The 24,828-nt window shown below is 43.4% G+C and carries 22 protein-coding genes and 1 riboswitch; of the genes, 7 read left to right on the top strand and 15 right to left on the bottom strand.

Annotated features, from left to right (window positions below; all coding sequences use genetic code 11):
* Window positions 1-57: 57 nt before the first annotated feature.
* The 5 genes from ACWPVL_RS06945 (at window position 58) to zwf (ending at window position 5,052) form a co-directional block, all read left to right on the top strand.
* On the top strand, window positions 58-195 hold the full coding sequence (locus tag ACWPVL_RS06945) for an SPJ_0845 family protein (protein WP_152902012.1): 138 nt from the start codon (window positions 58-60) through the stop codon (window positions 193-195).
* Window positions 192-1,097 (top strand): permease, encoded by a 906-nt coding sequence (locus ACWPVL_RS06940; protein WP_454387846.1) that lies wholly within the window; start codon window positions 192-194, stop codon window positions 1,095-1,097. Before ACWPVL_RS06945 ends, ACWPVL_RS06940 begins: the two co-directional genes overlap by 4 nt.
* The gene (locus tag ACWPVL_RS06935; RefSeq protein ID WP_454387844.1) at window positions 1,094-1,909 is read left to right on the top strand and encodes a TIGR03943 family putative permease subunit; all 816 of its coding nucleotides are present in this window, start codon (window positions 1,094-1,096) and stop codon (window positions 1,907-1,909) included. Before ACWPVL_RS06940 ends, ACWPVL_RS06935 begins: the two co-directional genes overlap by 4 nt.
* A 193-nt stretch (window positions 1,910-2,102) precedes the next feature.
* A complete protein-coding gene (locus ACWPVL_RS06930) occupies window positions 2,103-3,467 on the top strand; it encodes an MFS transporter (RefSeq protein ID WP_454387842.1) in 1,365 nt (454 codons plus the stop codon).
* A 121-nt stretch (window positions 3,468-3,588) separates the two neighbouring features.
* Complete coding sequence (gene zwf, locus ACWPVL_RS06925; RefSeq protein ID WP_454387840.1) at window positions 3,589-5,052, top strand: glucose-6-phosphate dehydrogenase; 1,464 nt, start codon at window positions 3,589-3,591, stop codon at window positions 5,050-5,052.
* A 68-nt stretch (window positions 5,053-5,120) separates the two neighbouring features.
* On the opposite strand, the gene mgtA is transcribed toward zwf, so the two are convergent.
* The 6 genes from mgtA to ACWPVL_RS06895 form a co-directional block, all read right to left on the bottom strand.
* Window positions 5,121-7,781 carry a magnesium-translocating P-type ATPase gene (mgtA, locus tag ACWPVL_RS06920; protein WP_454387838.1) on the bottom strand — a complete coding sequence of 887 codons (2,661 nt, stop codon included), beginning with the start codon at window positions 7,779-7,781 and terminating at the stop codon, window positions 5,121-5,123.
* 157 nt (window positions 7,782-7,938) lie between these two features.
* A complete protein-coding gene (locus ACWPVL_RS06915; RefSeq protein ID WP_454387836.1) occupies window positions 7,939-8,550 on the bottom strand; it encodes a glutathione S-transferase family protein in 612 nt (203 codons plus the stop codon).
* Between the two features lie 148 nt (window positions 8,551-8,698).
* Window positions 8,699-8,854: riboswitch (M-box (ykoK) riboswitch) on the bottom strand.
* A 52-nt stretch (window positions 8,855-8,906) separates the two neighbouring features.
* Window positions 8,907-10,073, bottom strand: coding sequence for a MalY/PatB family protein (locus tag ACWPVL_RS06910; protein ID WP_454387834.1), 1,167 nt, complete (start codon window positions 10,071-10,073; stop codon window positions 8,907-8,909).
* 1 nt (window position 10,074) lies between these two features.
* Window positions 10,075-11,169: a cystathionine gamma-synthase gene (locus ACWPVL_RS06905; RefSeq protein WP_454387832.1), complete on the bottom strand. Its 1,095-nt coding sequence runs from the start codon at window positions 11,167-11,169 to the stop codon at window positions 10,075-10,077.
* Window positions 11,170-11,348: 179 nt separating this feature from the next.
* Window positions 11,349-11,939, bottom strand: a complete 591-nt coding sequence (locus ACWPVL_RS06900) for a hypothetical protein (RefSeq protein ID WP_454387830.1) — start codon at window positions 11,937-11,939, stop codon at window positions 11,349-11,351.
* A 121-nt stretch (window positions 11,940-12,060) separates the two neighbouring features.
* Window positions 12,061-13,689 (bottom strand): putative polysaccharide biosynthesis protein, encoded by a 1,629-nt coding sequence (locus ACWPVL_RS06895; protein WP_454387828.1) that lies wholly within the window; start codon window positions 13,687-13,689, stop codon window positions 12,061-12,063.
* An 86-nt stretch (window positions 13,690-13,775) separates the two neighbouring features.
* On the opposite strand from ACWPVL_RS06895, the gene ACWPVL_RS06890 reads away from it, so the two are divergent.
* Window positions 13,776-15,221 (top strand): UDP-N-acetylmuramoyl-L-alanyl-D-glutamate--L-lysine ligase, encoded by a 1,446-nt coding sequence (locus ACWPVL_RS06890; protein ID WP_454387826.1) that lies wholly within the window; start codon window positions 13,776-13,778, stop codon window positions 15,219-15,221.
* 24 nt (window positions 15,222-15,245) lie between these two features.
* Here the strand turns inward: ACWPVL_RS06890 and ACWPVL_RS06885 are convergent, their stop codons facing one another.
* The 7 genes from ACWPVL_RS06885 to rplK all read right to left on the bottom strand — a co-directional run bounded on the left by ACWPVL_RS06885 (window position 15,246) and on the right by rplK (window position 21,373).
* The gene (locus ACWPVL_RS06885; protein ID WP_414255525.1) at window positions 15,246-15,995 is read right to left on the bottom strand and encodes a CPBP family intramembrane glutamic endopeptidase; all 750 of its coding nucleotides are present in this window, start codon (window positions 15,993-15,995) and stop codon (window positions 15,246-15,248) included.
* A 96-nt stretch (window positions 15,996-16,091) separates the two neighbouring features.
* Complete coding sequence (locus ACWPVL_RS06880) at window positions 16,092-16,745, bottom strand: DUF1803 domain-containing protein (RefSeq protein ID WP_454387824.1); 654 nt, start codon at window positions 16,743-16,745, stop codon at window positions 16,092-16,094.
* The gene (locus tag ACWPVL_RS06875) at window positions 16,738-17,250 is read right to left on the bottom strand and encodes a YiiX/YebB-like N1pC/P60 family cysteine hydrolase (protein ID WP_454387822.1); all 513 of its coding nucleotides are present in this window, start codon (window positions 17,248-17,250) and stop codon (window positions 16,738-16,740) included. Before ACWPVL_RS06875 ends, ACWPVL_RS06880 begins: the two co-directional genes overlap by 8 nt.
* A gap of 86 nt (window positions 17,251-17,336) precedes the next feature.
* The gene (locus ACWPVL_RS06870; protein WP_454387820.1) at window positions 17,337-18,272 is read right to left on the bottom strand and encodes a manganese-dependent inorganic pyrophosphatase; all 936 of its coding nucleotides are present in this window, start codon (window positions 18,270-18,272) and stop codon (window positions 17,337-17,339) included.
* 311 nt (window positions 18,273-18,583) lie between these two features.
* Window positions 18,584-20,032, bottom strand: a complete 1,449-nt coding sequence (locus ACWPVL_RS06865; protein WP_061910139.1) for an APC family permease — start codon at window positions 20,030-20,032, stop codon at window positions 18,584-18,586.
* A gap of 128 nt (window positions 20,033-20,160) precedes the next feature.
* A complete protein-coding gene (rplA, locus tag ACWPVL_RS06860) occupies window positions 20,161-20,850 on the bottom strand; it encodes a 50S ribosomal protein L1 (protein WP_001085675.1) in 690 nt (229 codons plus the stop codon).
* 97 nt (window positions 20,851-20,947) lie between these two features.
* On the bottom strand, window positions 20,948-21,373 hold the full coding sequence (gene rplK, locus ACWPVL_RS06855) for a 50S ribosomal protein L11 (protein ID WP_001085808.1): 426 nt from the start codon (window positions 21,371-21,373) through the stop codon (window positions 20,948-20,950).
* A 150-nt stretch (window positions 21,374-21,523) separates the two neighbouring features.
* On the opposite strand from rplK, the gene ACWPVL_RS06850 reads away from it, so the two are divergent.
* Window positions 21,524-21,871 (top strand): DUF3397 domain-containing protein, encoded by a 348-nt coding sequence (locus tag ACWPVL_RS06850; protein ID WP_454387818.1) that lies wholly within the window; start codon window positions 21,524-21,526, stop codon window positions 21,869-21,871.
* Window positions 21,872-21,979: 108 nt separating this feature from the next.
* On the opposite strand, the gene gloA2 is transcribed toward ACWPVL_RS06850, so the two are convergent.
* Together gloA2 and ACWPVL_RS06840 are read right to left on the bottom strand one after the other, a co-directional pair.
* Window positions 21,980-22,366: an SMU1112c/YaeR family gloxylase I-like metalloprotein gene (gene gloA2 / locus ACWPVL_RS06845; RefSeq protein WP_454387816.1), complete on the bottom strand. Its 387-nt coding sequence runs from the start codon at window positions 22,364-22,366 to the stop codon at window positions 21,980-21,982.
* Window positions 22,367-22,471: 105 nt separating this feature from the next.
* The gene (locus tag ACWPVL_RS06840; protein ID WP_454387814.1) at window positions 22,472-24,775 is read right to left on the bottom strand and encodes a DNA translocase FtsK; all 2,304 of its coding nucleotides are present in this window, start codon (window positions 24,773-24,775) and stop codon (window positions 22,472-22,474) included.
* Window positions 24,776-24,828: the final 53 nt, after the last annotated feature.

The raw sequence follows: 24,828 nt of genomic DNA, 5'->3' as shown, positions 1-24,828 counted from the left end.
CATTTTTTTTCGTTTGGTAGTATAATAGAATTATTATTTTAGAAATGAGGTGGCCCTATGGCTGTGAAATTTACCAAAACAGACGATTTAGACAAGATGTTCGAGGAGTTTGCCACTCTGCCCAAGCTTGAAAAAGTAGAATTTCCAGATGACAAAAAGAAAAAAGAAGCGCAAGGCAAGGCTAAAAAAGCATGAGCTTCTTTTCTAACCTTCCTTCCAGCGTCTTACAGGCTGGTGCCATCTTTCTCTCCATCATCATTGAGGCCCTGCCCTTTGTCCTGATCGGAAGTATTATTTCCGGCTTTATCGAGGTGTATGTCACGCCAGACAAGGTTTATCGTTTCCTGCCCAAGAACAAATGGGCTCGGATTTTCTTTGGAAGCTTGATCGGCGTCGTCTTTCCTTCCTGTGAGTGCGGCATTGTTCCTATAATTAACCGCTTCTTAGAAAAGAAAGTGCCCAGCTACACTGCTGTGCCTTTTCTGGTAACGGCTCCAGTCATCAACCCCATCGTGCTCTTTGCGACTTACTCAGCCTTTGGAAATTCCTTTCGGATGGCTCTGCTTCGTGCCTTAGGTTCTATGGTCGTGGCTATTCTTTTAGGGATTTTTCTGGGCTTCTTTGCAGACAGCAATATCCAAAAAGAAAATCGCAAGGCTGTTCATGAGCATGACTTTTCACATCTCAGCAAGGGACAAAAACTTTTTCAGGTCTTTGTGCAGGCCATTGACGAATTTTTCGATACAGGCCGCTATTTGGTCTTTGGCTGTCTCTTCGCCAGCGTAGTACAAGTCTATGTGCCAACCAGAATCCTGACCTCTATCAGCTCGACACCAGCTGTTGCTATTCTTCTGCTCATGCTGCTGTCCTTCCTGCTCTCACTTTGTAGCGAAGCTGATGCTTTCATCGGGAGCTCCTTGATTGCTAGCTTCGGCTTATCACCTGTCTTAGCTTTCTTAGTCATTGGGCCTATGCTAGATGTCAAGAATCTGCTGATGATGAAAAACTACTTTAAGACACGCTTTATCTGGCAATTTATCAGCTTGGTTACCGTCGTCGTCTTTCTTTACTCTTGGCTTGTGGGGGTAGTGCTATGATTCGATTTCTAATCTTAGTCGGCTACTTTGAGATTACCATGTATCTGCAGCTGACGGGCAAGCTCAACCAATACATCAATCTCCACTATTCCTATCTGGCCTATTTATCCATGATTCTGTCCTTTATCTTGGCAGTCGTGCAGCTGATCATCTGGATGAAGAAGATGGAGGTTCATAGTCATTTGACCTCTCGCTGGGCCAAGTTAGGCAGTGTGATGCTCCTTGTCATTCCGCTTTTTGTGGGAATTTTCTTTCCAACTGTCACCTTGGATTCGACAACCGTTTCTGCTAAAGGTTTTCATTTCCCGCTGGCTGAGGGAAATTCAACTGCTATTCAGCAGGACGAAGGCACAACCAGCCAATACCTGAAGCCAGACACCAGCACCTACTTTACCAAAGGGGCTTACGAAAAAGAAATGCGGGCAGCCGCCAAGAAATATGTCAAGCAAGATACCATTCAGGTCACAACTGAGAACTACATGGAGGTCATGGAGGTCATCTATGATTATCCCGACGAGTTTGTAGGCAAAACGCTGGAATTCACCGGCTTTGTCTACAACGACCCTAGCGACCATAAGAGTCAATTTCTCTTTCGCTTCGGCATTATCCATTGTATCGCCGACTCAGGTGTCTATGGCCTCTTGACGACTGGAAATACCCAGCGTTTCGAGAATAATACCTGGATTCATGCCAAGGGAAAACTTGCCATGCACTACCATAAAAGTCTGGGACAAAGCCTGCCAACTCTAGAAGTTGAAAGCTTTGATAAGATAGAAAAACCGGACAATCCTTACGTCTATCGAGTCTTTTAGAGCCAAACACCTATGAAATTCCATTTTCATGGGTGTTTCTTTTCTATGCCATTCTCTACCCTTTACTCAGTTGCTCTGACCGAATTTTATAAATTAGAAGAGACTTGATGAAGCTCGCTCTCTAATTTTTTCTCTCTTATCTTGGAAAATCATGCTACAATAATACTATCTCATTTGAAAAGGAGCTCTTTTTATGAATCAAGAAAAAGTAAGGAAGCGAGATTTGCTTTCTATTCTAGCTGTAGCCTTAATCACCTTTGCTGGAATTCTTTCAGAGACCAGTATGAATGTGACCTTTCCCCACCTGAGTCAGGTCTTTGGCCTGAGCCTAGGGGTACTACAATGGATTACCACTGGCTATCTACTGGCTGCCGCTATCACCATAACTTTAGGCGCAACTCTGTCCCACAACTGGACGGAACGCCGTATCCTCTTTACCTCGCTTTCCATCTTTACCCTTGGGAATCTGCTTTCTATGATTGCCCCAGACTTTACTTTCCTTATGCTGGGACGGATCCTTCAGGGCGGAGCGACTGGGATTACCATACCACTTATGTTTAATCTCATCGTGGAGCGGGTCCCTCGGCAGAAAATCGGCTTTTATATGGGGCTAAGCGGCTTAGTCATCAGCATAGCACCAGCCATCGGCCCGACCTACGGAGGCTTCATGATTGGCTCCTTCGACTGGCACATGATCTACAGCTTTATCATGCCCGTTCCCATTCTCTCTTTTTTACTGGCTTATGTTAACTTGGAAAATTCGGCAGGAAAAAGCAAGCGGCCCTTTGATGTGCTGGGCTTTCTATCGCTCGCAACGGCTCTTTCATTTTCTCTGATGACCATTTCCAGTTTGGAAGGGGGCGATAATGTCAATTGGCTTTATCTAGCTATTTTCCTCCTTTCCTTTGCCGTTTTCATCTGGCGGAGTTTGACTGTTCAAGATCCGTTTCTGGACATCCGTATCTTCAAAGAACCAACGATTTTCTTTGGAATTCTACCCTTTTTAATTTTCCAATTCTCCAACCTATCCAGCAATTTTCTCATTCCCAACTTTCTCGTACTGGTCAAGAATGTCTCTACTGCCCAAGCTGGATTTTCCCTTCTTCCCGGAACTATGATCGGGGCTTTCATGTCGCCTTTTCTGGGAAAATTATACGATAGCAAAGGCCCAAAACTGTCTCTGCTTGGCGGCAATAGCCTAGTCTTTCTGGTCATGATTGTCTTTAGCTTCTTTACAAGCTGGCTCAATCTGCCTTTAATCTTAGGATTTTATATCCTCTTTACTCTAGGGCGCAACATGGCCTTCAACAATACTATGGCTTTATCCGCTTCTCAAGTCAGCAGAGAAAAGACAGCGGATGTGACTGCCCTCTTTCAACTAGCGCAAACCTTTGCTGGTGCCTTGGGAACGGCAATTGCAGCCGTCCTGCTCAACCAAGCACCCGATACGACAAGCGGCGTCCACAATGTCTTTAGCCTACTGCTCCTTCTCGTGCTAGGCAACTTTATTTTCTACTATTTCCTATTTCGAGCGATTCATCAGAAGAAAGAAGCATAAATTTCTATCCCGACTTTCCCTCGGGATATTTTCTTTGGTCAAATCCAGATTTTTCAAATACAATTTTTCTGAAAATTGTGATAAAATAGAGACAATCACATTTAGATAGGTAATAAATATCATGTCTTCAAAAGTTATTATTACAATTTTCGGTGCCAGCGGAGACTTGGCTCAAAGAAAACTTTATCCTTCCCTCTTTCGACTTTATAAATCTGGCAATCTTTCGAAACATTTTGCCGTTATCGGAACTGCCCGCAGACCTTGGAGCAAGGAATATTTCGAGTCGGTCGTTGTCGAGTCAATCTCAGACCTAGCCGATAGTGCTGAGCAAGCTCAAGAGTTCGCCAGCCACTTTTATTATCAAAGCCATGACGTGCAAGATACCGAGCATTATATCGAATTGCGCAAGTTGCAAAACAAGCTTAACGAGCAATACCAGGCAGAAAATAATAAACTCTTCTTCCTTTCTATGGCGCCACAATTTTTCGGAACCATTGCTAAGCATCTCAAGTCTGAGCAAATCGTTGATGGAAAAGGATTTGAACGCCTGATTGTCGAAAAACCTTTTGGGACAGATTTGGCAACTGCCAGCAAGCTCAACGAAGATCTACTGGCTACCTTTGACGAAGAACAGATTTTCCGCATTGACCACTATCTGGGCAAGGAAATGATTCAAAAGATTTTTGCCATCCGCTTTGCTAATTTGCTGTTTGAAAATGTCTGGAACCGCCAATACATTGATAATGTACAGATTACCTTTGCTGAAAAGTTGGGCGTTGAAGAACGCGGTGGCTACTATGATCAATCCGGTGCCCTCCGTGATATGGTGCAAAACCACACCTTGCAGCTCCTCTCCTTATTGGCCATGGATAAGCCAAAAAGCTTTACCAAAGACGATATCCGAGCAGAAAAGGCCAAGGTATTTGAGCGCCTCGTTCAGCCAAGCGAAGAAGATTTGAAACGTTTCTTCATTCGCGGCCAGTACAAGTCTGGCAAAATCAACGGTCGAAAATATATTTCTTACCGTAGTGAGCCCAATGTCAATCCTGAGTCTACTACTGAGACCTTTGCCTCTGGTGCTTTCTTCATTGATAGCGACCGCTTCCGTGACGTTCCTTTCTTCTTCCGAACAGGGAAGCGCCTCACCAAAAAAGGCACCCATGTCAATATCGTCTTCAAGCAAATGGACTCTATCTTTGGTGAGCCTCTCAAACCAAATGTCCTAACCATCTATATCCAGCCAACTGAGGGGATTTCACTTAGCCTTAATGGCAAGGAAGTTGGAGAACTCTTTGATCTAGCTCCGATCTCATTGGATTATCGGACAGATGCCACAGCTTCAGGAGCCTCTCCAGACCCTTATGAAAAACTAATTTTTGATGTCCTCAATAACGACTCAACTAATTTCAGCCATTGGGACGAAGTAAAAGCCAGCTGGGAGCTCATCGATCGCATCGAAGAACTCTGGAGCCAAAATCAAGTGCCACTCCATGAATATCCTGTCGGATCTATGGGACCAGAAGCTTCCTTCGAGCTACTCGCCCAATTTGGAGCAAGCTGGCAATGGCAACCTGATAAAGAATAATACATGCAAAAAAGATTGGAAAATTTTCCAATCTTTTTTTAACTCTTAACACTCCGCTAGCCTTTCTATTACAGCCATTCCTTGTAACGCTTGATATAAAGGCCTTTCACAAGGGTTACGCTAACCATATAAAGCACGATAATCAAGAAAAGGCAAAGGAAATAGGTGCCATTCAGCGGAGCTGTCTTCAGAACTGACGCAAAGAGGCTATATGGCAAGGAAGTGACAAAGAGCGCTGCCGCCATGGTCGTCACAATGACAGACAAAGCGGGACGACTTTGCACAAAAGGCAATTTAGGTGAGCGTAGCATGTAGATGACCATGGTCTGGGTCCACATAGACTCAATAAACCAGCCTGTTTGGAAAAGAGTGATAAAGGTCACTGCCTGTTCAGTACCAGCTTGATAGCTGCCTCCTGTGATCATAGGCACGATAATAAAGTAGAGCACTAGATAGGTCAAAACATCAAAAACGGATGAGATTGGTCCAATCCAAGCCATAAAACGGGTAATGGAACTGGCTGACCAAATATGAGGCTTCTTGAGAAATTCACTATCTACATTATCAAATGGCAGAGCGATACAGGACAAGTCATAAACCAGATTGAGGACAATCAGATGAACTGGTGCCATAGGAAGAAATGGTAAAAAGATACTGGCAAAGAGGAGAGAAAAGATATTCCCAAAATTGGAACTGACCGTCATCTTGATATACTTGGTCATGTTGGCATAGACCTTGCGACCTTCTACCAGCCCTTTCTCCAGAACCATAAGGTCCTTATCCAGCAAAATGACATCTGCCGTTTCCTTAGCAATATCGACAGCTGTATCAACAGAAATACCCACATCTGCTACTTTCATAGAAGGCGCATCGTTGATACCATCACCCATGTAGCCAACCTTGTGGCCATTGGCCTTGAGTTGGAGGATAATCCGAGCTTTTTGGTCAGGGGAGAGCTTGGCAAAGACTGTTGTGTTCTCCACCGCCTGGCTCAATTCCTCATTAGATAAAGCATCTATCTCTACACCTAGCAAGATATTGTCTACATCTAACCCAACCTTTTCACAGACTGCTTGAGTTACCTTATCATTATCGCCCGTCAAAATCTTAGTGGCAACACCGTATTCGGTCAGAGTTTCAATAGCTGGAGCCGCAGATGACTTAGGTGGATCTAGAAAAGCTAGATAGCCCGTCAAGATCATATCGGACTCATCCTTCACTTCATACTCATAATCTTCTTCTAAGTCTGACTTGTAGCTAACACCAAGCACGCGCAACCCCTGCTCATTAAGTTGAGCCACTTCCGCAAGGATTTCCTGACGGATCTCCTCAGTCAGTTCTGTAATATGATTTTTGTATTCTACATAGCTAGAGATGGCCAGCATTTCCTCCAAGGCCCCCTTGGTCACCATGCTGATAACATCCTCATCATCCTTGACGATGACGCTCATGCGACGACGCTCAAAGTCAAAGGGCAGTTCATCAATTTTCTTAAAGGTTTGGTCTAAGTTACGAACAATCTCATGCTTTTCTGCTTCTTTCTCCGTCCGATTGATAATAGCCCGATCCATGAGATTTTTAAGGCCTGTTTGATAATAGGAATTGAGAAAGGCCCGACGGAGTACTGCCAAGTCCAAATCACCATGAATATCCAGCGGGTATTCCAAGACAATCTCGTCTTGGGTTAGTGTGCCCGTCTTATCCGTACAAAGGATATCGATAGCTCCTAGGTCCTGAATAGCGTTCAGCTTTTTAATCACGACCTTTTCCTGAGCCATGATAATGGAACCTTTAGCCAAGCTCGCCGTGATAATCATAGGCAGCATTTCTGGGGTCAGGCCGACTCCAACGCTGAGGGCAAAGACACCTGCTTCCAACCAGTCACCGTCTGTCAGACCGTTGATAAAGAATACGACTGGCACCATGACCAGCATCAGACGAATCAAGAGCCAGGAAATGCTATTCATCTCGCGCTCAAAGGAGGTCGGCTCATCATAGGTATTAAGCGTCTGCTCAATGGCTCCCATCATGGTCTCATCACCAACCACCAGCACCAGAGCCGTAGCTCTCCCGGAAATAACGTTGGTTCCCATAAAGGCCAGCGACTCTGTTTCTAAAAGGCTATCGAGATTTTGACCATCCGCCTTGGTCAAACAGATCTTTTCTACTGCATCACTTTCCCCTGTCAGGCCGGACTGCTGAACAAAGAAATCACGTGAGTCCAGCAGCAGCACATCTGCAGGAATCATGTCTCCGGCACTAAGTTTGATGATATCTCCTACAACAAGCTCATCAATGGGCAGTTCCTGCTCTGCTCCTTCTCGAATGACTGTAGCTGTATTGACAATCAGTCGAGACAGATTGCTAGCAGCGCGGTCGCTCCGCAATTCCTGAATAAAACGGATGCCGCCGGAAATCAGCACCAGAACAACAATGATGATGGAAGTCGTCGGATCTTCCTCACCAGGCTTAGCTAGCCAAACATTAGTCACTAAAGACACGAGGGCAATCACCAATAAGATGACTGTAAAGGGGTTAATGATGGACTCGTAAATCTTCTTGAAAATAGAGTCTTCCTGACCCTTTGTGATGACATTTTCACCATAGAGGTCACGATTTTCTTCGACCTGCTCTTCTGTCAGGCCCCGAAAGGAACTCTTGTAAAATGCCAGGGTTTCTTTTACAGGAAGCTGCAATGCAGCAACTAATCTTTCTTTTACTGTTTTCATTGGTTTCTCCTTTATGTATGATTGATAATTTTCATACACAGGGACCAATCACTTTATGAGGACAGAACGACACAAATCAGCGATTGGCTGTGTATGTGCGGTTCCGGATGATCGTCAATTTGCATCGTACTTCTCCTTTCTTAGTTTATAAAAGCAGTTAATAATCCCAAGATGCCTGCAAGACATCAAAAGTGGCATTCATCTTCTGTGTCCATTCTTGCAAGTCAGGAAAATTTTCTTTCAAAGAAAATCCAATGACTTCTTCACGTAAATTCCACCAATCTACAAGAGCAACTATTTGGATTGTTGCAATATTTAAAGAGAGCCCTTGCTCAGTAGCCAACTTCTCTAATAAGGCCAAACTCCGGACATTTCTCTCTTCAATTTGCTGATGTCTGTCTTTCCACCAATGGTCTTTTTCATGAAAAATTTTTTCCGCAACCATCGGCATTGTGTTTTCCAAAATTCCTTCAGCAACGGACAGTATGTTTAAAACGTGCCACTTCTCTATCCCATTAGGAAAAAGCGGAGTTTCCTGACCTAGCTCGTCTAAATATTGGGAAATTAAATCACTACCATACAACCATTCTCCATTGGAAGCTTGAAAAGCAGGAATTCTACCCAAAGGATTATCTTGATTGTGCGGTGAATTTTTGTCGAAAGCCACCTGAACTTTCTGAATATCCACTTGCTCCTCTAAATGATGGTGTAAAATTGTAGCATAGACTTTACGCGCAAAAGGACTGGTACTAGAATACCATAATTTCATTACTATTCCTCCTTCTTTTTCTTAAGAGGCAGGCAATCAACTATTTGTACTCTTGAAATATTTTTAGCAAAAAGAAGACCCTGCCAATTTCTCGACAGGGTTGTTTGCATGTCAGGTTGTTCGCTTCATTGTTTTAAACATAGATAAAACAAGCATTCACCGTTCAAGCTTTAACTCCATAAGGCGATGAAATGAGCTTAGTCTTGACCTTTGCGATCAGGACTGTTGACCAACGAGTAGTGTCTCCACTGCTTTGCGGTAGTCATCCGTATCCTTATGGTAGCCTCACCTACCGATTGACACTACTACTATACTCCTCTTTAGAAAGATTGTCAATAAAGAGAGCTATTTTTATTTTATTTTGGTAAAACTTCCGCAATCCGTCGACAAATCTCTTTGATCATAGTCTTCGGCGCAGCTGTATTGAGACGAGCATGTCCTTTGCCTTCTTGGCCAAAATCACTTCCCCGATTCAGGACAACCTTAGCCTCTTCTCGAAGCAAGTGGAAGAGCTGATCATCTGTCAGTCCATAATCTGAAAAGTCCAGCCAAACCAGATAAGTCCCTTGGGGCTTCATGACCCGCAGACGTGGCGCTTCCTTAGCAAAATAATCGACTACAAAATCGATATTTTCCTCTAAGACAACCTTGAGCTCAGCCAACCAAGCTTTGCCATGACGGTAGGCAGCTTCCGTCGCTAAAAATCCAAGACCCGAAATTTCATGCTGGTTATTGGCCAGTTGGCGCTTTTGAAACTTTTGTCGCAAGCTAGGATTCTCAATCACTGCATAGGAATTTTTAGTTCCAGCAATATTAAAAGTTTTAGTCGCACTGGCTAGAATCAGGCTAAAGTCCTTGAAGTCAGGCGAGACCGTATTGAAAGACTGGTGTTTATGGCCAAACAGCGTCAAATCTTGGTGAATTTCATCTGAGACCACGAGAACACCGTACTTTTGGCAGAGACGACCAATTTTCTCTAACACTTCCCGTTCCCAAACTCGACCGCCAGGATTATGCGGATTGCACAGCACGTAAATCTTAACTTCATTGTCTACGATGTCCTGCTCCAGTTGCTTAAAGTCAATCTGAAAAAGACCGTCCTGTTCTATCAAGGAATTAGTAATCAACCGACGATTATTTAGCTTGACACTGCGAGCAAAAGGCGGGTAAACAGGAGTATTGATCAGAACGGCATCGCCTTCTTCGGTAAAGGCTTGGATAGCCGTCGAAATAGCAGGGACAACCCCCTCGATAAAGACCAAGGCTTCCTTGTCAAATGTGTAGCCATGCTCATCCCGCTCCCAAGTTAGAACAGCATTGATCAACTCTTCACTAGCATAGGTATAGCCATAGACTAACTGATCAGCGTAATCATGCACTATTTGCTTGATTTCAGGCAAGACTTCAAAATCCATGTCCGCAATCCAGGCTGGCAGGACTTGGCTGTCTTTCTCCGCCTCTTTCCATTTATAAGTATGCTGACCAATCCGATTGGGCGCTGTTTCAAAGTTATAACTTCCCATATTAGTCCTCCAAGGCTGCTCGTAAATCGTCTACCAAATCTCGACTATCTTCGATCCCAATCGACAGACGCAGCAAATCATCAGTCAAGCCATAAGAATGGCGCACTTCAACTGGAATGTCTGCGTGAGTCTGGGTCGTCGGATAGGTAATCAAACTCTCTACTCCACCTAAACTTTCTGCAAAGGTAAAGACTTTCAGGCTATTTAAGAGATGAGGAATCTTCCCTTCGTCCACAACTTTAAAGGAAATCATACCACCCTTACCTGGATAGAGAACTTCTTTTACCGCAGGAGATGACTTCAGAAATGCGACTACTTCTTGTGCATTCTGAGTAGAGCGCTCCATGCGAAGAGCCAAGGTCTTGAGACCACGCAAAAGCAGATAGCTGTCAAATGGAGATAGGACTGCTCCAGTTGTATTGAGATTATAGAAAAGCTTGTCATAGATGGCAGTATCATTGGTCATGATAGCTCCAGCCAAGACATCATTGTGTCCGCCCAGATACTTAGTCGCAGAGTGCAAGACAAGGTCAGCTCCATCCTCCAGCGGTCTTTGGTAAATCGGACTGTAGAAGGTATTGTCCACAATGACAGCTGCTCCTCGCTCATGAGCCGCTTGGGAAATGCGGGCAATGTCAAACTCTACCATAAGAGGATTGGTCGGTGTCTCGATATAGACAATATCTATATCCTCTGTTAGCTTGTTCAGGAGTTCTTCTTCCGTATTAGCATAGGTAAAGCTAAAGCGTCCTTCCGCTTCGACCTGAGCAAACCAGCGGAAAGAGCCGCCATAGAGATCCCGAACAGCCAAAACCTTGCTACCAACTGGAAAGGCACTAAAGGCCAGCACAATAGCCGACATACCAGAGCTAGTCGCTAGAGCATAATTTGCACTTTCGATAGCAGCTAGAGTCTCTTCCAAGCTAGCCCGTGTAGGATTTTTGGTTCGAGTATAGTCATATCCTGTGGACTGGCCAAACTCTGGATGCTGGTAAGTCGTTGAAAAATGCAGGGGTGTTGTTAAGGCACCCGTTGTTGTGTCTGCTTTCACTCCCGCTTGAGCCAACAAGGTATTTAATTTCCGTTCTCTCTCCATTTAACCGTTCCTCTTTTTTTAAATATTCTACCTCTCTATTGTAACATCTTAAGAAAATCATGAGCTTTTTTCTTTTCAAGAGCTAGCTATAGTCTGAAACTATAATGTTAATGTTTTAGAAAAACAAAGCTAAAAATTAAAAAGCCTAGTGGCTTTTTAATAGATATGAAAGCGTCTATTTAGGATTTCGACTCTATCTTATAATTCTTCTTATAGGTATGATATTCGTCATAAGTCTCTAAAGAGGGAATGTTATTCACGTCAGACTGATACTCATCAACATGCTCATGGTATTCTTCCTTAGCAACAAATGGGTTGTTTATATAAACTTTGATATGGGTATCTGAGCTACTACGTAATAGACCAGAGGAAATAACCTGATTGGTTACAATGGTATAACTGTCTTGTCCATGTTCAAAGTAAGTTATACGATGGTGTTCTGAGACTAGTAAAAGAGCTATAGTTAAAACAAAACTTGCTATAATCCCAGTTAAAGTTAATATTAAGTTAATAAAAAACATCCAACCTCTATTTTCCTTCCTCAGTAGTAAAAACCAAACCGGAAGAACAAAAATACAAACGAAACAAAGTATATAATCTAAGAAATAGAGTCTAATAAAAGTAAAGCCCCAGAGAATAAAACTACCGTATGCAAAAATACTCCTCTTTCCTCCTTTTACATAATAAAGAACGAGGACAGACTCTATCAATAGAGGAATCAGAATATAAGAAAGCATACTTTGGACAAAAACTAGTATGTATAAAAGCATTATTTCCTCCTAGAAATAACTCTTATTTCTATTTTATTGAAAGACAAAACTAAATAAAACAGCCTTTTGTATGATATTTTTTTATAGCAAAACAAGAGTTACCAGACAACTCTTGTTAAATTTATCTAATTCCAAAGCGTTGGCGTAAACTATCTGCCTTTTGTCCGATAAAACGGTCTATGAGCCGAACTTTGAGAGACAGTACGATATAGACGAGCATTCCGACTCCTCCAACAGCAGCGACATAGATAAAGCTGTACATCCGATTAGTTGGCTGGAAGATAAAGCTTAGTAGATACTCGACAAGCAGAACCAAGATCACCATGGCAATTGTGAGAATCATACTCAACAGCAGGCGCTTCAAGAGGTTCTTAGGATTCAAACCAACAACCTTGCGAATTTCTCTAAACATGAAGAAGATTGGCAGTAAAAGGCCGACAGTCGTTGAAATCAAGGGACCATAAGCATGGAAGAGATTGATCATCGGCACCTGCAGACTGAGCTTGACAAGAACCCCATAAAAGAAGTAGAGAATGGCTTTCTTGTTTTGGAACAGAGCTTGAATCATCGGAGCCAGAACTGTATAGGTGCTGAGAATGATCGTCTGCAGCATAGCGCAGATGAAGAGCCCCAGTGCTAGACTATCTGGCTTACCATAGAAAACGGTATAGAGAGGACTAGCCACCAGAACTGCTCCCACTGTTGACGGAAAGATAAAGAAGAGCAACATGCTAAGATTATCTTGCACTAGGCGAGCAGCTGAGCGAAAGTCACCCTTGACATAATTTTCGGTCAAGAGAGGAATCCCGACACCACCGATAGAAGTTGCAACCGCAATTAAAATCATGGTGATTTTATTTGGATTAGCTGAGAAGTAGGCAAATTGCACTAGGAGCTCTGATTTCGTATAATCGCTAATCTGGGTCATGATATTGATAAAGGTCGCCTGGTCAATAATCTGGAAAAGCTGAATGGCAGAGCCTGTAATGATGAAGGGTATGGCTTCTCGTATCGTATCCCAGAGGAGAGAACGGCCACTAATTCCCGCAGATTTTTTGGGCTTTCTCAGGATAGAGCGCAGCATTCCCGTTTTTGCTAGATAGAAAAGTAAAACGAGCATACTTGCCAGCATCCCGACAAAGGCGGCAAAGGTAGACTGGGTCACAGCTTCAACATAGTCACCTGAACCGATTTTCATAATGAAATAAGCCGTCAGTAGCATCCAGATAACCCGAATCACCTGCTCCGAAATCTGGCTGATGGCATACGGTTTCAGATTGTTAAAACCTTGGAAAAAACCCCGAATGACACTCATAGACGGGAAAATGAGCACAGCCCAAGACAAACTCTGCATGACTGGAATCAAGTCAGCCCCGCCACCAGACATTGAGGCAAAAACCGGTGCCATCAAGTACATGATGACTGCAAAGATCAATCCCAATACCAGCATGAACTTGAGGAACTCTCGAATGAGAGCAAAGCTGTGTTCCTCCTTGTCAATGGTATTATACTTGGCAACCTGCTTGGCCACAGCTACCGGCACTCCTGCTGTGGAAACCAAAAGGAACCAAGCATAGATATTGTACCCCATGGTAAAGAGACCATTGGCCTCTGCTCCGTGCTGGCCCATCCAGATATACCAAGGAATGATATAGACAGCCCCAAGAAGGCGGCTGATAAAATTACTAGCAGTCAGCCAGGCAGTGCCTCTTAGCATTTGTTGCTGCTGGCTTGTTGTTTCTTGGCTCATAGAAAACCTCTTCTATTTATTCTTCTTTTATTATAAACTTTTCCTTGCCTCTTGTAAAACATAGCCTTTCGGTTTACAATAGAGATATGATAAAAATTGAAACTATACTAGATATTTTAAAAAAAGACCAGAATTTTCGTGAAATCATCGCTGATGGACGCTACCATTTCAACTATCAGGGCTTAACCTTTGACAAGATTAGCTATGATAGTCGCAAAGCAGATAGCAAAACTCTCTTTTTTGTCAAGGGCGAGCATTTCAAGCGGGAATTTTTAGAGAAGGCTGTAGCAGCTGGACTAGGGTTTTACCTGAGTGAAACTGACTTCGAAGTCGGAATTCCAGTACTCTTGGTCAATGATATTAAACAAGCCATGAGCCTCATTGCTATGGAATTTTACGGTCACCCAGAGCAAAAACTCAAACTTCTGGCCTTCACTGGTACCAAGGGTAAGACCACATCGGCTTATTTCGCTTATAATATTTTAAAACAAAGCCACAAACCAGCCCTGCTTTCTACTATGAATACCACTCTGGACGGCGAAACTTTCTTTAAGTCAGCCCTGACCACTCCTGAAAGCTTAGACCTATTTGAGATGATGTCTCAAGCTGTAGCCAATGGTCGTACCCATCTCATCATGGAAGTCTCCAGCCAAGCCTATCTTAAAAAGCGAGTCTACGGCCTGACCTTTGATGTAGGTGTCTTCCTCAATATCAGCCCTGACCATATCGGCCCGATTGAGCATCCGACTTTTGAAGACTACTTCTACCACAAGCGACTCTTGATGGACAATAGCCGAGCTGTTGTCGTCAATAGTGGCATGGATCATTTTCAAGTTTTGGCTGAGCAAGTGGCTAGCTACGACCACGACTTCTATGGAGCAGACTCCGCCAATAGTATTCAAGAATCGCAAGCCTTCTCCTTTAAAGCGCAAGGAAAGTTGGCTGGTTCCTACGATATCCAGCTGATTGGTCGCTTCAATCAAGAAAATGCCATTGCTACTGGTCTAGCCTGCCTACGACTTGGAGCTTCATTGGAAGATATTCAAGCTGGTATTGCCCAGACACGAGTGCCGGGCCGCATGGAGGTCTTGACCCAGTCAAACGGTGCCAAGGTCTTCGTAGACTATGCCCACAACGGCGACAGTTTGGCTAAGTTGCTGTCCGTCGTTCAAGAGCATCAAAAAGGGCAGACCGTTCTTGTACTAGGAGCTACTGGCAATAAGGGAGAAAGTCGACGTAAGGACTTTGGCCTCCTACTCAATCAGCATCCTGAAATCAAAGTCATTTTAACCGCAGATGATCCAAATCGTGAAGATCCGATTGCTATCGCAAAAGAAATTGCTAGCTACATTTCCTTTGAGGTGGATATGATTGCTGACCGCGAAGAAGCTATCAAAAAAGCCCTCAGCCTAACCAATGCTAAAGGCGATGCAGTCATTCTAGCTGGCAAGGGAGCGGATGCCTACCAAATCATCAATGACCAAAAGGTCCCTTATCCCGGTGATTATGCACTGGCAGAAAAATACATATAAAAAAGGACTTTCGAGTCCTTTTTATTATCCATTCCACATCACTAAGACGTAGAGCAAGCTACTACCTACCATATCCGCAAAGGCATGTGCCAAAAAGAAAGGCAACAAGTTTTTAACCTTGTATTTATAAAAGAAATAATAGAACAGACCGAAGACCACGCCAATCAGAAAAGCAGAGACTAGCCCCTGATAGGTATGGACAGAAAAGCGAACCAGCGTTGAAAAGCCTAAAACCCACCATTTGCTTTCTTCTTTCACCGATGTGAGCAAGCCTAAGAAAAAGAATTCCTCATAGACACCATTGAATAGAGAATAAAGAATGACGACAGGTCCTAGCGCAGCTAGTTTGCGAAAAACTTCGACAAAGGTCCAGTCGATATGCTGCAAGATTTCTAAGTCAAAATAATTATAGGAACCGACTAAAGCTGCTATCACATCAGAAGTCAGACCAACAACCGCAAAAATCAAGGGCGCCCAAAGAATAGACCAAGACAAGCGTAGTTTCAGCTGTTTGAAATCATAATGACGAATTCCCAAATAGAGCAGAGCCAACACCAGCAGGAAAACTTGCAATTTCAAATTGCTCAGCAAGGCAAAATTTTCATCCTCTGGCCTAGGCACGATTGCTTGTCCTACAGAGCTGGACATCGTAAGCCAATTTATTGTTGAGGAGTAAATAAATTGACCAAACATAATAATTGCTAAAATCAACATATCGAACCATCTAAGGTTCTCCAGTGGTTGCTCGGGATAGATTTTTTTCAACATTGTCATTCATATTCCTTTCCCAAATTCTATATACTACTATAGCACAGAATATGGCAAAATAACAGGTGGGTCTGTCTAATTTTTCCCTCATTCTAAAAACTATCAGTCCAATTGGAACATTAGGCGTTCCTTGTCAAAGCTAGCCTGCAACTCATACTTACCAGCTTCATTCTGACGAATGTAACCTAGAATCACCAGACTATCGACAAAAATGTCTCGGCGCTTCTGCAGGAGCTCATCCTTTCGGACATACTTGAGGAGGAAAGTCGTCATATACTTGAGGGCATACTCTGGATTCACATCTCCCAAGATAGCGTAAAGGGGCTTCTGCTCCTCAGACAGCGGATACTGTCGCTGCATTTTATAAAAATAATTGGACAAGGTCAGTTTATCTCTCTGAAAATCGGTCTTTTCCAGCAGAATAGCCGCATTAGTCTGATTAGCAAGCTGAGTCTCAAAGCGCAAATTCAACAATTCCTGATAAAACGGACTATCATCTCGGATAAAAACTTCCTGATCCAAAGTTAGACTTTCTAGATTCTCCAAAAGCGGGACTTGCTGATAATAGCGCTTATTTTCCCGCCGAATATAGCCCGCCTTGATACATTCTTCTATGAAGCGATCTAGATTGGGAAAGCCCGCAAATTCACGTTTGATTTCTCTTAAAATCACATCATTATGCTGATCCAGATAAGTGATTAGTTTCTCAAATAAAGGCTGTCGCGTCAGCCGAGTCGGATTGATAATTTTAATCATGGAGCTCTCCTTTATAAATGAGCTTGGCTGACTGAGCCAACTGACTGGGATTGGTTCCAGGCTGCCCTACGGGTACTGCTAAGCCCAAGTCCTCATAATAAGCCTGCCAAAACGCAGAAACCACATTTTCACCATCAGCAAACTGCATGGGAATGGTCTCAAAAATTGGCAAAATCTGAGCAATATATTCCGAACAGTAAAAGCCCTCGCTCTCAGGATAGAAACTAGCATTATAGGACTTGCCCAGATAGGATTTGGCTTCTTTGAAGGCGGCAGAGGCATCTATCTCTGGATAAGCAAAGACATGATGCATGTCCCCTTCCTCCAAAAGCTGGCTCAAGGGCTGATGGGCCACTCCCTTTTCCAGCGTTGCATGGTAAATCTCACCATCAAAAAAGATACCCACATGGCTATAGGAGCCCGTTGCTGTCCGAATCGCTGCTGCCATCTCGGATTGACCGACTGTGAACAGCAGGTCACCATTTTGTAAATCTTGAATCTTCATTTCTCTCGTCTATCAAAAAAGGAGCCGAAACTCCTTTACATGTGCGGAAAACCAGTGTTTCCTATTTTGAGCTGCCACTCAGGAAATTAAGCGTTAAAGCTTGCAGTCAACTGAGGCACGACTTGTTTCTTACGTGAAACGGCACCAGCCAAGAAGGCATGGTTATTTTCAAGTTTGAAGTTGAAAGCTGCTTCTACCTTGTCCATGTTTGCGCCAATTGCAAGGATTTCTGAGTTTGAATTAACAATGTCTGTAATCATCAAAACAAAGTCAGAATAGCCATTTGCTGCAATAGCCGCTTGCATTGCTGCCTCGATTTCTGCTTGACGTTCCAAAACTTCAGCAATATCAACAGTGTTGACTTGGGCTACACGAACATTGTTTCCGTTGAGTTCAAAAGTCTTAGCATCAATGTCAATCAATTCTTCTGCAGACTTGCTGGCTAAGTTTGTACCAGCCTTCAGCATAGCGAGACCGTATTCTTCCAAGTTCACACTTGCTAACTCAGCCAACTCAGGAGCAATATCCTTATCACTTGGGTGTGTCGTTGGAGATTTCAAGAGAAGTGTATCTGAAATCAAACCAGATAACATCAAACCAGCAAGCTCTTTAGGAACTGCCACACCGTGTTCTTTAAACATACGATAAACGATAGAAGACGCTGACCCAACAGGTTCCAAACGCATGTAAAGTGGGCTTGCAGTTTCAAAATTAGCTACACGGTGGTGATCCACAACGCCATAAACTTCCACTTCAGCAATATCTGAAACAGATTGTTGGAATTCGTTGTGGTCAGTCAAGATAACTTGCTCTGCACCTTCTGCTTTAGCAGATGTGATCACGCACGGTGCTTCTACACCAAAATAGTTCAATACAAAGGCTGTTTCTTCATTTGGAGTCCCAAGAGCTACTGCTTCTGTATCCAAACCGTAAGCTGTTTTTGCAAGATAAGCAAAGGCTACAGATGACCCAATGGCATCTGAGTCTGGATTTTGGTGACCAAATACTAGAATCTTAGACATGATAATACCTCTTTGTTTTTAATAATATTTATTCCACTTATTTTACCACAATTATAGGTATTTCACAAAAGGAGAAGGATATTTTCTTGAGAAAAATTGTAGCTTTGCAATAGAGGTCTGAGCTGAACCTTCAAAATAATCATCCAACCTTAACCGTCGATACAAGTATCATCTCTGATGAAAGTCCCCAGAAGAAATACTTGCCTTATCATTTTTATTTCCTATGAAAGGAATTTTTTCCTAAAAAACAGCCCTATCATAAGATAGGACTGAAAAATTTATCAAGTTAGCGATAGAGGCGGTTGTCACCACTATTTAAGTGACTGTCTCTTCTCCCGTTTAGCCAAGAGAGGCAAGATGACACCTAAACTAATCAAGACAATCGGTGTCAAGATATTTGTCATCAGAGAGAAGCGCCAACCAGCTGGATCAACTGCATAATCTACTTTGGGAACCATACCTAAAATACAAGCAAAAGCTGTGAAAAGGAAGCACCAAGCTCCGATGATAAAGCCAAATTTTGGATTTTTAGTAAGTTTGTATTCCGCATCCTTGTATTTCTTCCAAGCTTTATTGAGCAACATATAAGCCACGAATACCCAAAGATAACGCATCGGCATAACGATGGAGTTGAGATTAGTCATCCATTTAACCAGACCATCAATTTCTTTGATTCCAAAGATTGGTAGGACAATCAAGAAGCTTACCAAAATCCCTGTCAGGATATAACCGTTAATCAGCACACCTTTTGATGTCCGCTTACGCAGCCAGCTTGGAACAAATTCCTCATCGGCATTATTGAGCAAGATTTGCAGAGGCGCATCAATTGAGAAGGCCAAGGCTGCAATCTGTCCGACCATATTAGTCAGGGCATAGATAACGACCAGTACATTACCTACACCCCAGTAGTTACCCAGCATTTGGAAGGCTTGATAAGCACCGTTACGCATCAAATCTTCAGGAATATTGCTACCGTCAAAGAGCATACCCATGGCTAGAGAGCCTAGAATAGCAGATGCACCAACCATGATAGCCATGATAATCATGCCCTTTGGAAATTCCTTGGCTGGATTGCGAGTTTGGTTAACGTAAGGCGAAATTTTCTCAGCCCCACCGACCGCAAAGACCAAAAGTGAGATAGTCGTAAAGTATGAAAAATCAAAATTAGGAATGTAAGTGCTGAGCTTGTCCATATTAGCCGTTGCAAACTGCATATCCGGCTTGATAAAAGGCGCACCAACCGCTAATAGAACAAAAAGGAAGGACATAATCAGCATCGCACTTCCAGCTAGACCGCCAATGACCTTGAGCGTGGATAGACCCTTGGTAGACAAGTAGAGAAAGGCACCGAAAATCAGCAAACTAAGAATAACAATCCAGTGAATATCAAGACTGCTCAAAAAATCGCCATTTCCTTGGATAGCCCATCCTAAAGGAATCAGAACTCCCTGTGGCTTTTGAGCCAAGTAGGGAATATGCACCACCCAGTAAGTCCAAGCCGCGAAATAAGCCAAGCGCTTGGTAGAAGTCTTCTCCACCCAGTCGCTGACACCACCTCCGCTCTCCTTAAAAGTCGAGCCTAACTGTCCCACGATGAGGGCATAGGGAATAAAGTAAATGGCCAGGATAAGAATCCAAGAAACAACGACCGAAATCCCTTGTTGGGAGTAGTTGTTGACCACATTTCCCAGACCCCAAACCATATTAAAGGCAATCAGGGACACCATCAGCCAAGTCAGCTGGTTCTGATCTTTTTTCATCATTCATCTCCTTTGAATATAAAATAAATAGCTCCGTAAAATTATACCATATTTTTATATTTTTGTAACCGTCTTCAGCATATTTTGTCCAAAAAAAGAGCTACCCATAGGTAGCTCAAGTTCAATTCTTAAAGTGAGTTCACGTCAACCTTGATACCAACACCTTGAGTAGTTGTGATCGTCAAGTTTGTTACGTAAGTTCCTTTAGCTGTAGCTGGTTTCGCTTTTTGGATTGTTTCGTTGAACGCTTTGAAGTTTTCAACCAATTTTTCAGCTTCAAATGATACTTTACCGATGATTGCTTGAACGTTACCTGCACGGTCAGCACGGTAAGTGATCTTACCACCTTTAGACTCTTCAACTGCTTTAGCAACATCCATTGTTACAGTACCAGTTTTAGGGTTTGGCATCAAGTTACGTGGTCCAAGGACACGTCCAAGACGTCCAACAAGAGCCATCATGTCAGGTGTAGCGATAACTACGTCGAAGTCCAACCAACCGTCGTTGATTTTCGCAACAAGGTCATCTTCACCAACAAAGTCTGCACCAGCAGCTTTTGCCTCTTCAGCTTTTGCACCACGTGCGAAAACAAGAACGCGTGAAGTTTTACCAGTACCGTTTGGCAATACCATTGCGCCACGGATTTGTTGGTCAGCTTTTTTAACGTCGATATTCAAGTTGTAAGCAACTTCTACAGTTGCGTCAAATTTTGCAAAGTTAGTTTCTTTTGCAAGTGCTACAGCTTCTTCTACACTGTATGCTTTTGTGCTGTCGATTTTCTCAAGAGCAGCACGAAGTTGTTTGCTTTTTTTAGCCATTTTCTATTCTCCTTGTAAGTGGTTCAATCGATTTTCATCTCCCACGTCACTCCTCGAAATGATGAAGTCTTGCGGGTTATATTGGGGGTGTTATTGATTAGTCAACAACAGTGAATCCCATAGAACGAGCAGTACCTTCGATCATACGCATTGCAGACTCAATGTTTGCTGCGTTCAAATCTGGCATCTTAGTTTCTGCAATTTCTTGTACTTGTGCACGAGTAACTGTAGCAACTTTCGTTTTGTTAGGTGTACCTGATCCTTTTTCAACACCTGCAGCTTTTTTCAAAAGAACAGCAGCTGGTGGTGTTTTTGTAACGAAAGTAAATGATTTGTCTTCGTATACTGAGATAACAACTGGAATGATCATACCAGCTTGGTCAGCTGTACGAGCGTTGAACTCTTTTGTGAATCCCATGATGTTGATACCCGCTTGACCAAGCGCAGGACCAACCGGTGGAGCTGGAGTAGCTTTACCAGCAGGGATTTGCAATTTTACAAGTTTTTCGACTTTTTTAGCCATTTTTAAATCCTCCTTTGTGGTTTTGGCGGTAATTAGAGATTTTTACCTCCCACAAGTATGCTTTTTGCATACTTTTCTATTATACACTAATCTTTTCAAAATGCAAGAAAAAATTCTCGTCTTTTCTCATTTTTATGGTAAAATGGTTGTATGATATTATTAAAAATTGCTTCTGTATTATTTATCTTTTTAACACTTATCTTATCGATTATCGCGGTGAAGGTCTTCAAGCTAAGAAAATTTGGCTTGAATTTTGCAGATTTGGCTTTCCCTTTTTTTGCCATGGAGTTTTATATCATTTCAGACAAGGCCTTCTACCACAGTCTTTTGCCTCACCTATTATTCGTCTTGTCTGGCCTAGCTATTGCCATCACAGCCTATTTTCTCAGAAAAAAACGGACTTTCTACTATCCCAAGTTCTTTAAATTCTTCTGGCGGGCTGGTTTTATCTTGACCTTCTTTATGTACCTAGCCATGGTCATCGCCCTCTTTTTATAAATACAAAACACAACCCATCGGTTATGAGATAGCCGATGGGTTTTTCATATGCGGAATCTACAAGTCGTTCTTTTGCCGTGAAAGAAGGACCTCCCGATGCTCCTAGTCTTATTCGTGAATCTCTAGAGGTAGGCCATCGGGATCAAAGAAGAAAGCCATCTTACGGCCGTCAAAGTCATCACAGCGCAGCTCGGTATGGGGAATCTTCAATCGGTCAAATTCCTCTAGTGTTTCTTCAACATTCGCCACCCGGAAAGCCAGATGCCGCAGGCCAGTATGCTCTGGAGCAGGCAGGGCTGGCCGCTTGGGAGCTTCTTCCTTGATAAAAATTTCCAGCGTCAGATTACCCTTGCGGACATTAAAGAGAATGTCCTGCTTGTCGGGTCGATGGTGCTCATCCAGCATGTCAAAGCCCAGCTTTTCCACATAAAAATCCTTAGTCTTGTCATAATCATGGCCAATAATCGCAATATGGTGAATGCTATCTAGTTTCATAACTTTTTTCCTTTCATTCTTCAGTAGAGAAAATCTGCCGGCTAACTGCTGGCAGATTTGCATTACAAGATATTATTCTTGTTAACCAACTGCTCGGGAAAATGTTTAATTCGTCTGCAAAACCTTTCTCGGCTTGGTTCCTTCGGCTGGTCCGATAACGCCTGCCGCTTCCAGTTCTTCCATAAGACGGGTGGCGCGGTTAAAGCCGACCGAGAGTCGCCGCTGGATCATCGAAGCGCTGGCTTTCTGAGTCTCGATAACCAAGGCCTTGGCTTCCTCAAAGAGGGGATCGCCTTCATCATCGCCTCTGCCAGTATCCAAATCACTTTCAGATACTTCGCCTGGATCAAAACTATCGTCATAATCAGCTTCTGCTTGATTCTTGACAAAGGCTACGATTCGCTCCACATCTTCATCCGAGATAAAGGAGCCCTGCAAACGGACTGGGTGGTTTTCATCAATCGGCTTAAAGAGCATATCTCCTCGTCCCAAGAGCTTTTCTGCTCCATTTTCGTCTAGAATGGTCCGACTGTCTGTCCCACTGGAGACTGCAAAAGCAATTCGAGACGGCACATTGGCCTTAATCAGACCCGAGATAACATCTACAGATGGCCGCTGGGTAGCCAGAATCATGTGAATCCCAGCCGCACGCGCTTTTTGTCCCAGACGTATAATAGCGTCTTCCACTTCCTTGCTGGCCACCATCATGAGGTCAGCCAGCTCGTCCACGATGACGACGATTAAAGGCAGGGGAACCTGCTTGTACTCCGATTGGGCATTGTACTCAGCGACCTTAGCATTATAACCAGCAATATTACGAGCACCGACCTTGGAAAAGAGTTCATAGCGGTTTTCCATCTCATCCACGACCTTCTGCAATGCACGACTAGCCTTGCGAGGGTTGGTCACAACGGGGATAAGCAAGTGGGGAATGTCATTATAAACAGATAGCTCCACCATCTTAGGATCCACCATCATAAACTTGACTTCATCCGGTCTGGCTTTCATGAGAATGCTGGCGATAATGCCGTTGACGGCCACAGATTTACCAGAGCCAGTAGAGCCCGCCACCAAGAGATGGGGCATCTTAGCCAAGTCAAAGGAACGGACAGAGCCATTAACAGCTTTTCCTAGAGGGATTTCTAAGAGCTTGCTAGCATCTGTCTTGGACTGCTCCCAGAGTTCTCGGAAGGTCACGGTCGCAATTTCAGAGTTAGGTACCTCAATCCCGACCAGGGATTTTCCAGGAATGGGTGCCTCGATCCGCACATCCTTAGCAGCTAGGGCCAGAGCCAGATCGTCCGCCAGATTGGAGATCCGATTGACCCTAACACCGACAGCTGGCTTGACTTCGTACTTGGTGACAGAAGGCCCGATTTCAGCCCGCTCGACAGTAACCTTAATCCCAAAACTAGCAAATGTTTCTTCCAAAATTTTGATATTCTCTCGGACAATCCTCTTTTCCTTGGACTGGTTTTTGGGCTTGTCAGGCGCAAAGAGATTGATAGTCGGTAGTTTATAGTCTAGATTTTCTTTAGCTGTAAAATCCACTTCTACATCCGTATCTGCCTCTGCTTCTTCTATTTCCTCTTCGCGGTCAAAGTCCAGGGGCTCATGAGGATCATACTCTCCCGATTCAGCATATTCCGCCTCATCAAAGTCCATAGGCGAGTAAGACAAGTCCTCACCATCTAAAATCTCCCCCGTTTCAGGATCCACTTCAGTCTCTGCCTGCTCTACCTCAATGGCTTGCATAGCTACCTGTGCAGCTTTCTCCTCCTGCTCAAGAAAACGAAGCTGACGTTTTTCTTCCTCTTTTTCTCTCCAGTTTTGGAAAGCCATGCTAAATTTCTCGGCAAGATCGTAAAGCGACCATGGACTCATGAGCAAGACTCCCAGCAAAATCAGGAGCAGACCAATGAAATAAGAGCCGATATTTGAAAAAAGAAAAGAAATCGGAGCATAAAGAGCCGCCCCAATCAACCCGCCACCAGCAAATGAGGTCACTTTAAAGGCCATCAAATCTGTCAAGACTCGCGTAAGCGTCGTGGATAAAACCTGTCCTTTCAAATGCAAAACATGAACAAAATAGGCTTGAAAAATTAAGCTGAGTCCTAAGAAAAAGCTGATAAAGCCTGAAATCTTCCCTTCATGTTTATGCAGCCACTTAAAGAAAAAGAGATAAAACAAGGCAGCTAGAATCGCCACATAAGCCAGACTCCCTACTAAAATCCGAATTAAGTTATAAATGGTGACGCCAAAAGCCCCCAGCTTCAAAGCAGCAAACAACAAAGCGATAGCCAAAACAAAGGTGACTATCATCCGTCGAATCGCTTTTTGTCTTTCTAATTCCGCTTTTGTCGGCCGTCTCGTAGTTCGACTGTTTTTTGTATTTTTCTTATTTGCCATAAATTTCATTATACCATATTTTAAGATCTTCTAAACAGAAAACTAGCTGCCTT

It is taken from the genome of Streptococcus sp. Marseille-Q8145 (genome assembly GCF_965112035.1).
This window is presented reverse-complemented; position numbering and strand designations above follow the sequence as displayed.

What these genes read in the sequence shown, in the direction of transcription:
- ACWPVL_RS06945 (WP_152902012.1), top strand. Translation starts at nt 58, where the DNA reads ATGGCTGTGAAATTTACCAAAACAGACGATTTAGACAAGATGTTCGAG.
- ACWPVL_RS06940 (WP_454387846.1), top strand. Translation starts at nt 192, where the DNA reads ATGAGCTTCTTTTCTAACCTTCCTTCCAGCGTCTTACAGGCTGGTGCC.
- ACWPVL_RS06935 (WP_454387844.1), top strand. Translation starts at nt 1,094, where the DNA reads ATGATTCGATTTCTAATCTTAGTCGGCTACTTTGAGATTACCATGTAT.
- ACWPVL_RS06930 (WP_454387842.1), top strand. Translation starts at nt 2,103, where the DNA reads ATGAATCAAGAAAAAGTAAGGAAGCGAGATTTGCTTTCTATTCTAGCT.
- zwf (WP_454387840.1), top strand. Translation starts at nt 3,589, where the DNA reads ATGTCTTCAAAAGTTATTATTACAATTTTCGGTGCCAGCGGAGACTTG.
- mgtA (WP_454387838.1), bottom strand. Translation starts at nt 7,781, where the DNA reads ATGAAAACAGTAAAAGAAAGATTAGTTGCTGCATTGCAGCTTCCTGTA.
- ACWPVL_RS06915 (WP_454387836.1), bottom strand. Translation starts at nt 8,550, where the DNA reads ATGAAATTATGGTATTCTAGTACCAGTCCTTTTGCGCGTAAAGTCTAT.
- ACWPVL_RS06910 (WP_454387834.1), bottom strand. Translation starts at nt 10,073, where the DNA reads ATGGGAAGTTATAACTTTGAAACAGCGCCCAATCGGATTGGTCAGCAT.
- ACWPVL_RS06905 (WP_454387832.1), bottom strand. Translation starts at nt 11,169, where the DNA reads ATGGAGAGAGAACGGAAATTAAATACCTTGTTGGCTCAAGCGGGAGTG.
- ACWPVL_RS06900 (WP_454387830.1), bottom strand. Translation starts at nt 11,939, where the DNA reads ATGCTTTTATACATACTAGTTTTTGTCCAAAGTATGCTTTCTTATATT.
- ACWPVL_RS06895 (WP_454387828.1), bottom strand. Translation starts at nt 13,689, where the DNA reads ATGAGCCAAGAAACAACAAGCCAGCAGCAACAAATGCTAAGAGGCACT.
- ACWPVL_RS06890 (WP_454387826.1), top strand. Translation starts at nt 13,776, where the DNA reads ATGATAAAAATTGAAACTATACTAGATATTTTAAAAAAAGACCAGAAT.
- ACWPVL_RS06885 (WP_414255525.1), bottom strand. Translation starts at nt 15,995, where the DNA reads ATGACAATGTTGAAAAAAATCTATCCCGAGCAACCACTGGAGAACCTT.
- ACWPVL_RS06880 (WP_454387824.1), bottom strand. Translation starts at nt 16,745, where the DNA reads ATGATTAAAATTATCAATCCGACTCGGCTGACGCGACAGCCTTTATTT.
- ACWPVL_RS06875 (WP_454387822.1), bottom strand. Translation starts at nt 17,250, where the DNA reads ATGAAGATTCAAGATTTACAAAATGGTGACCTGCTGTTCACAGTCGGT.
- ACWPVL_RS06870 (WP_454387820.1), bottom strand. Translation starts at nt 18,272, where the DNA reads ATGTCTAAGATTCTAGTATTTGGTCACCAAAATCCAGACTCAGATGCC.
- ACWPVL_RS06865 (WP_061910139.1), bottom strand. Translation starts at nt 20,032, where the DNA reads ATGAAAAAAGATCAGAACCAGCTGACTTGGCTGATGGTGTCCCTGATT.
- rplA (WP_001085675.1), bottom strand. Translation starts at nt 20,850, where the DNA reads ATGGCTAAAAAAAGCAAACAACTTCGTGCTGCTCTTGAGAAAATCGAC.
- rplK (WP_001085808.1), bottom strand. Translation starts at nt 21,373, where the DNA reads ATGGCTAAAAAAGTCGAAAAACTTGTAAAATTGCAAATCCCTGCTGGT.
- ACWPVL_RS06850 (WP_454387818.1), top strand. Translation starts at nt 21,524, where the DNA reads ATGATATTATTAAAAATTGCTTCTGTATTATTTATCTTTTTAACACTT.
- gloA2 (WP_454387816.1), bottom strand. Translation starts at nt 22,366, where the DNA reads ATGAAACTAGATAGCATTCACCATATTGCGATTATTGGCCATGATTAT.
- ACWPVL_RS06840 (WP_454387814.1), bottom strand. Translation starts at nt 24,775, where the DNA reads ATGGCAAATAAGAAAAATACAAAAAACAGTCGAACTACGAGACGGCCG.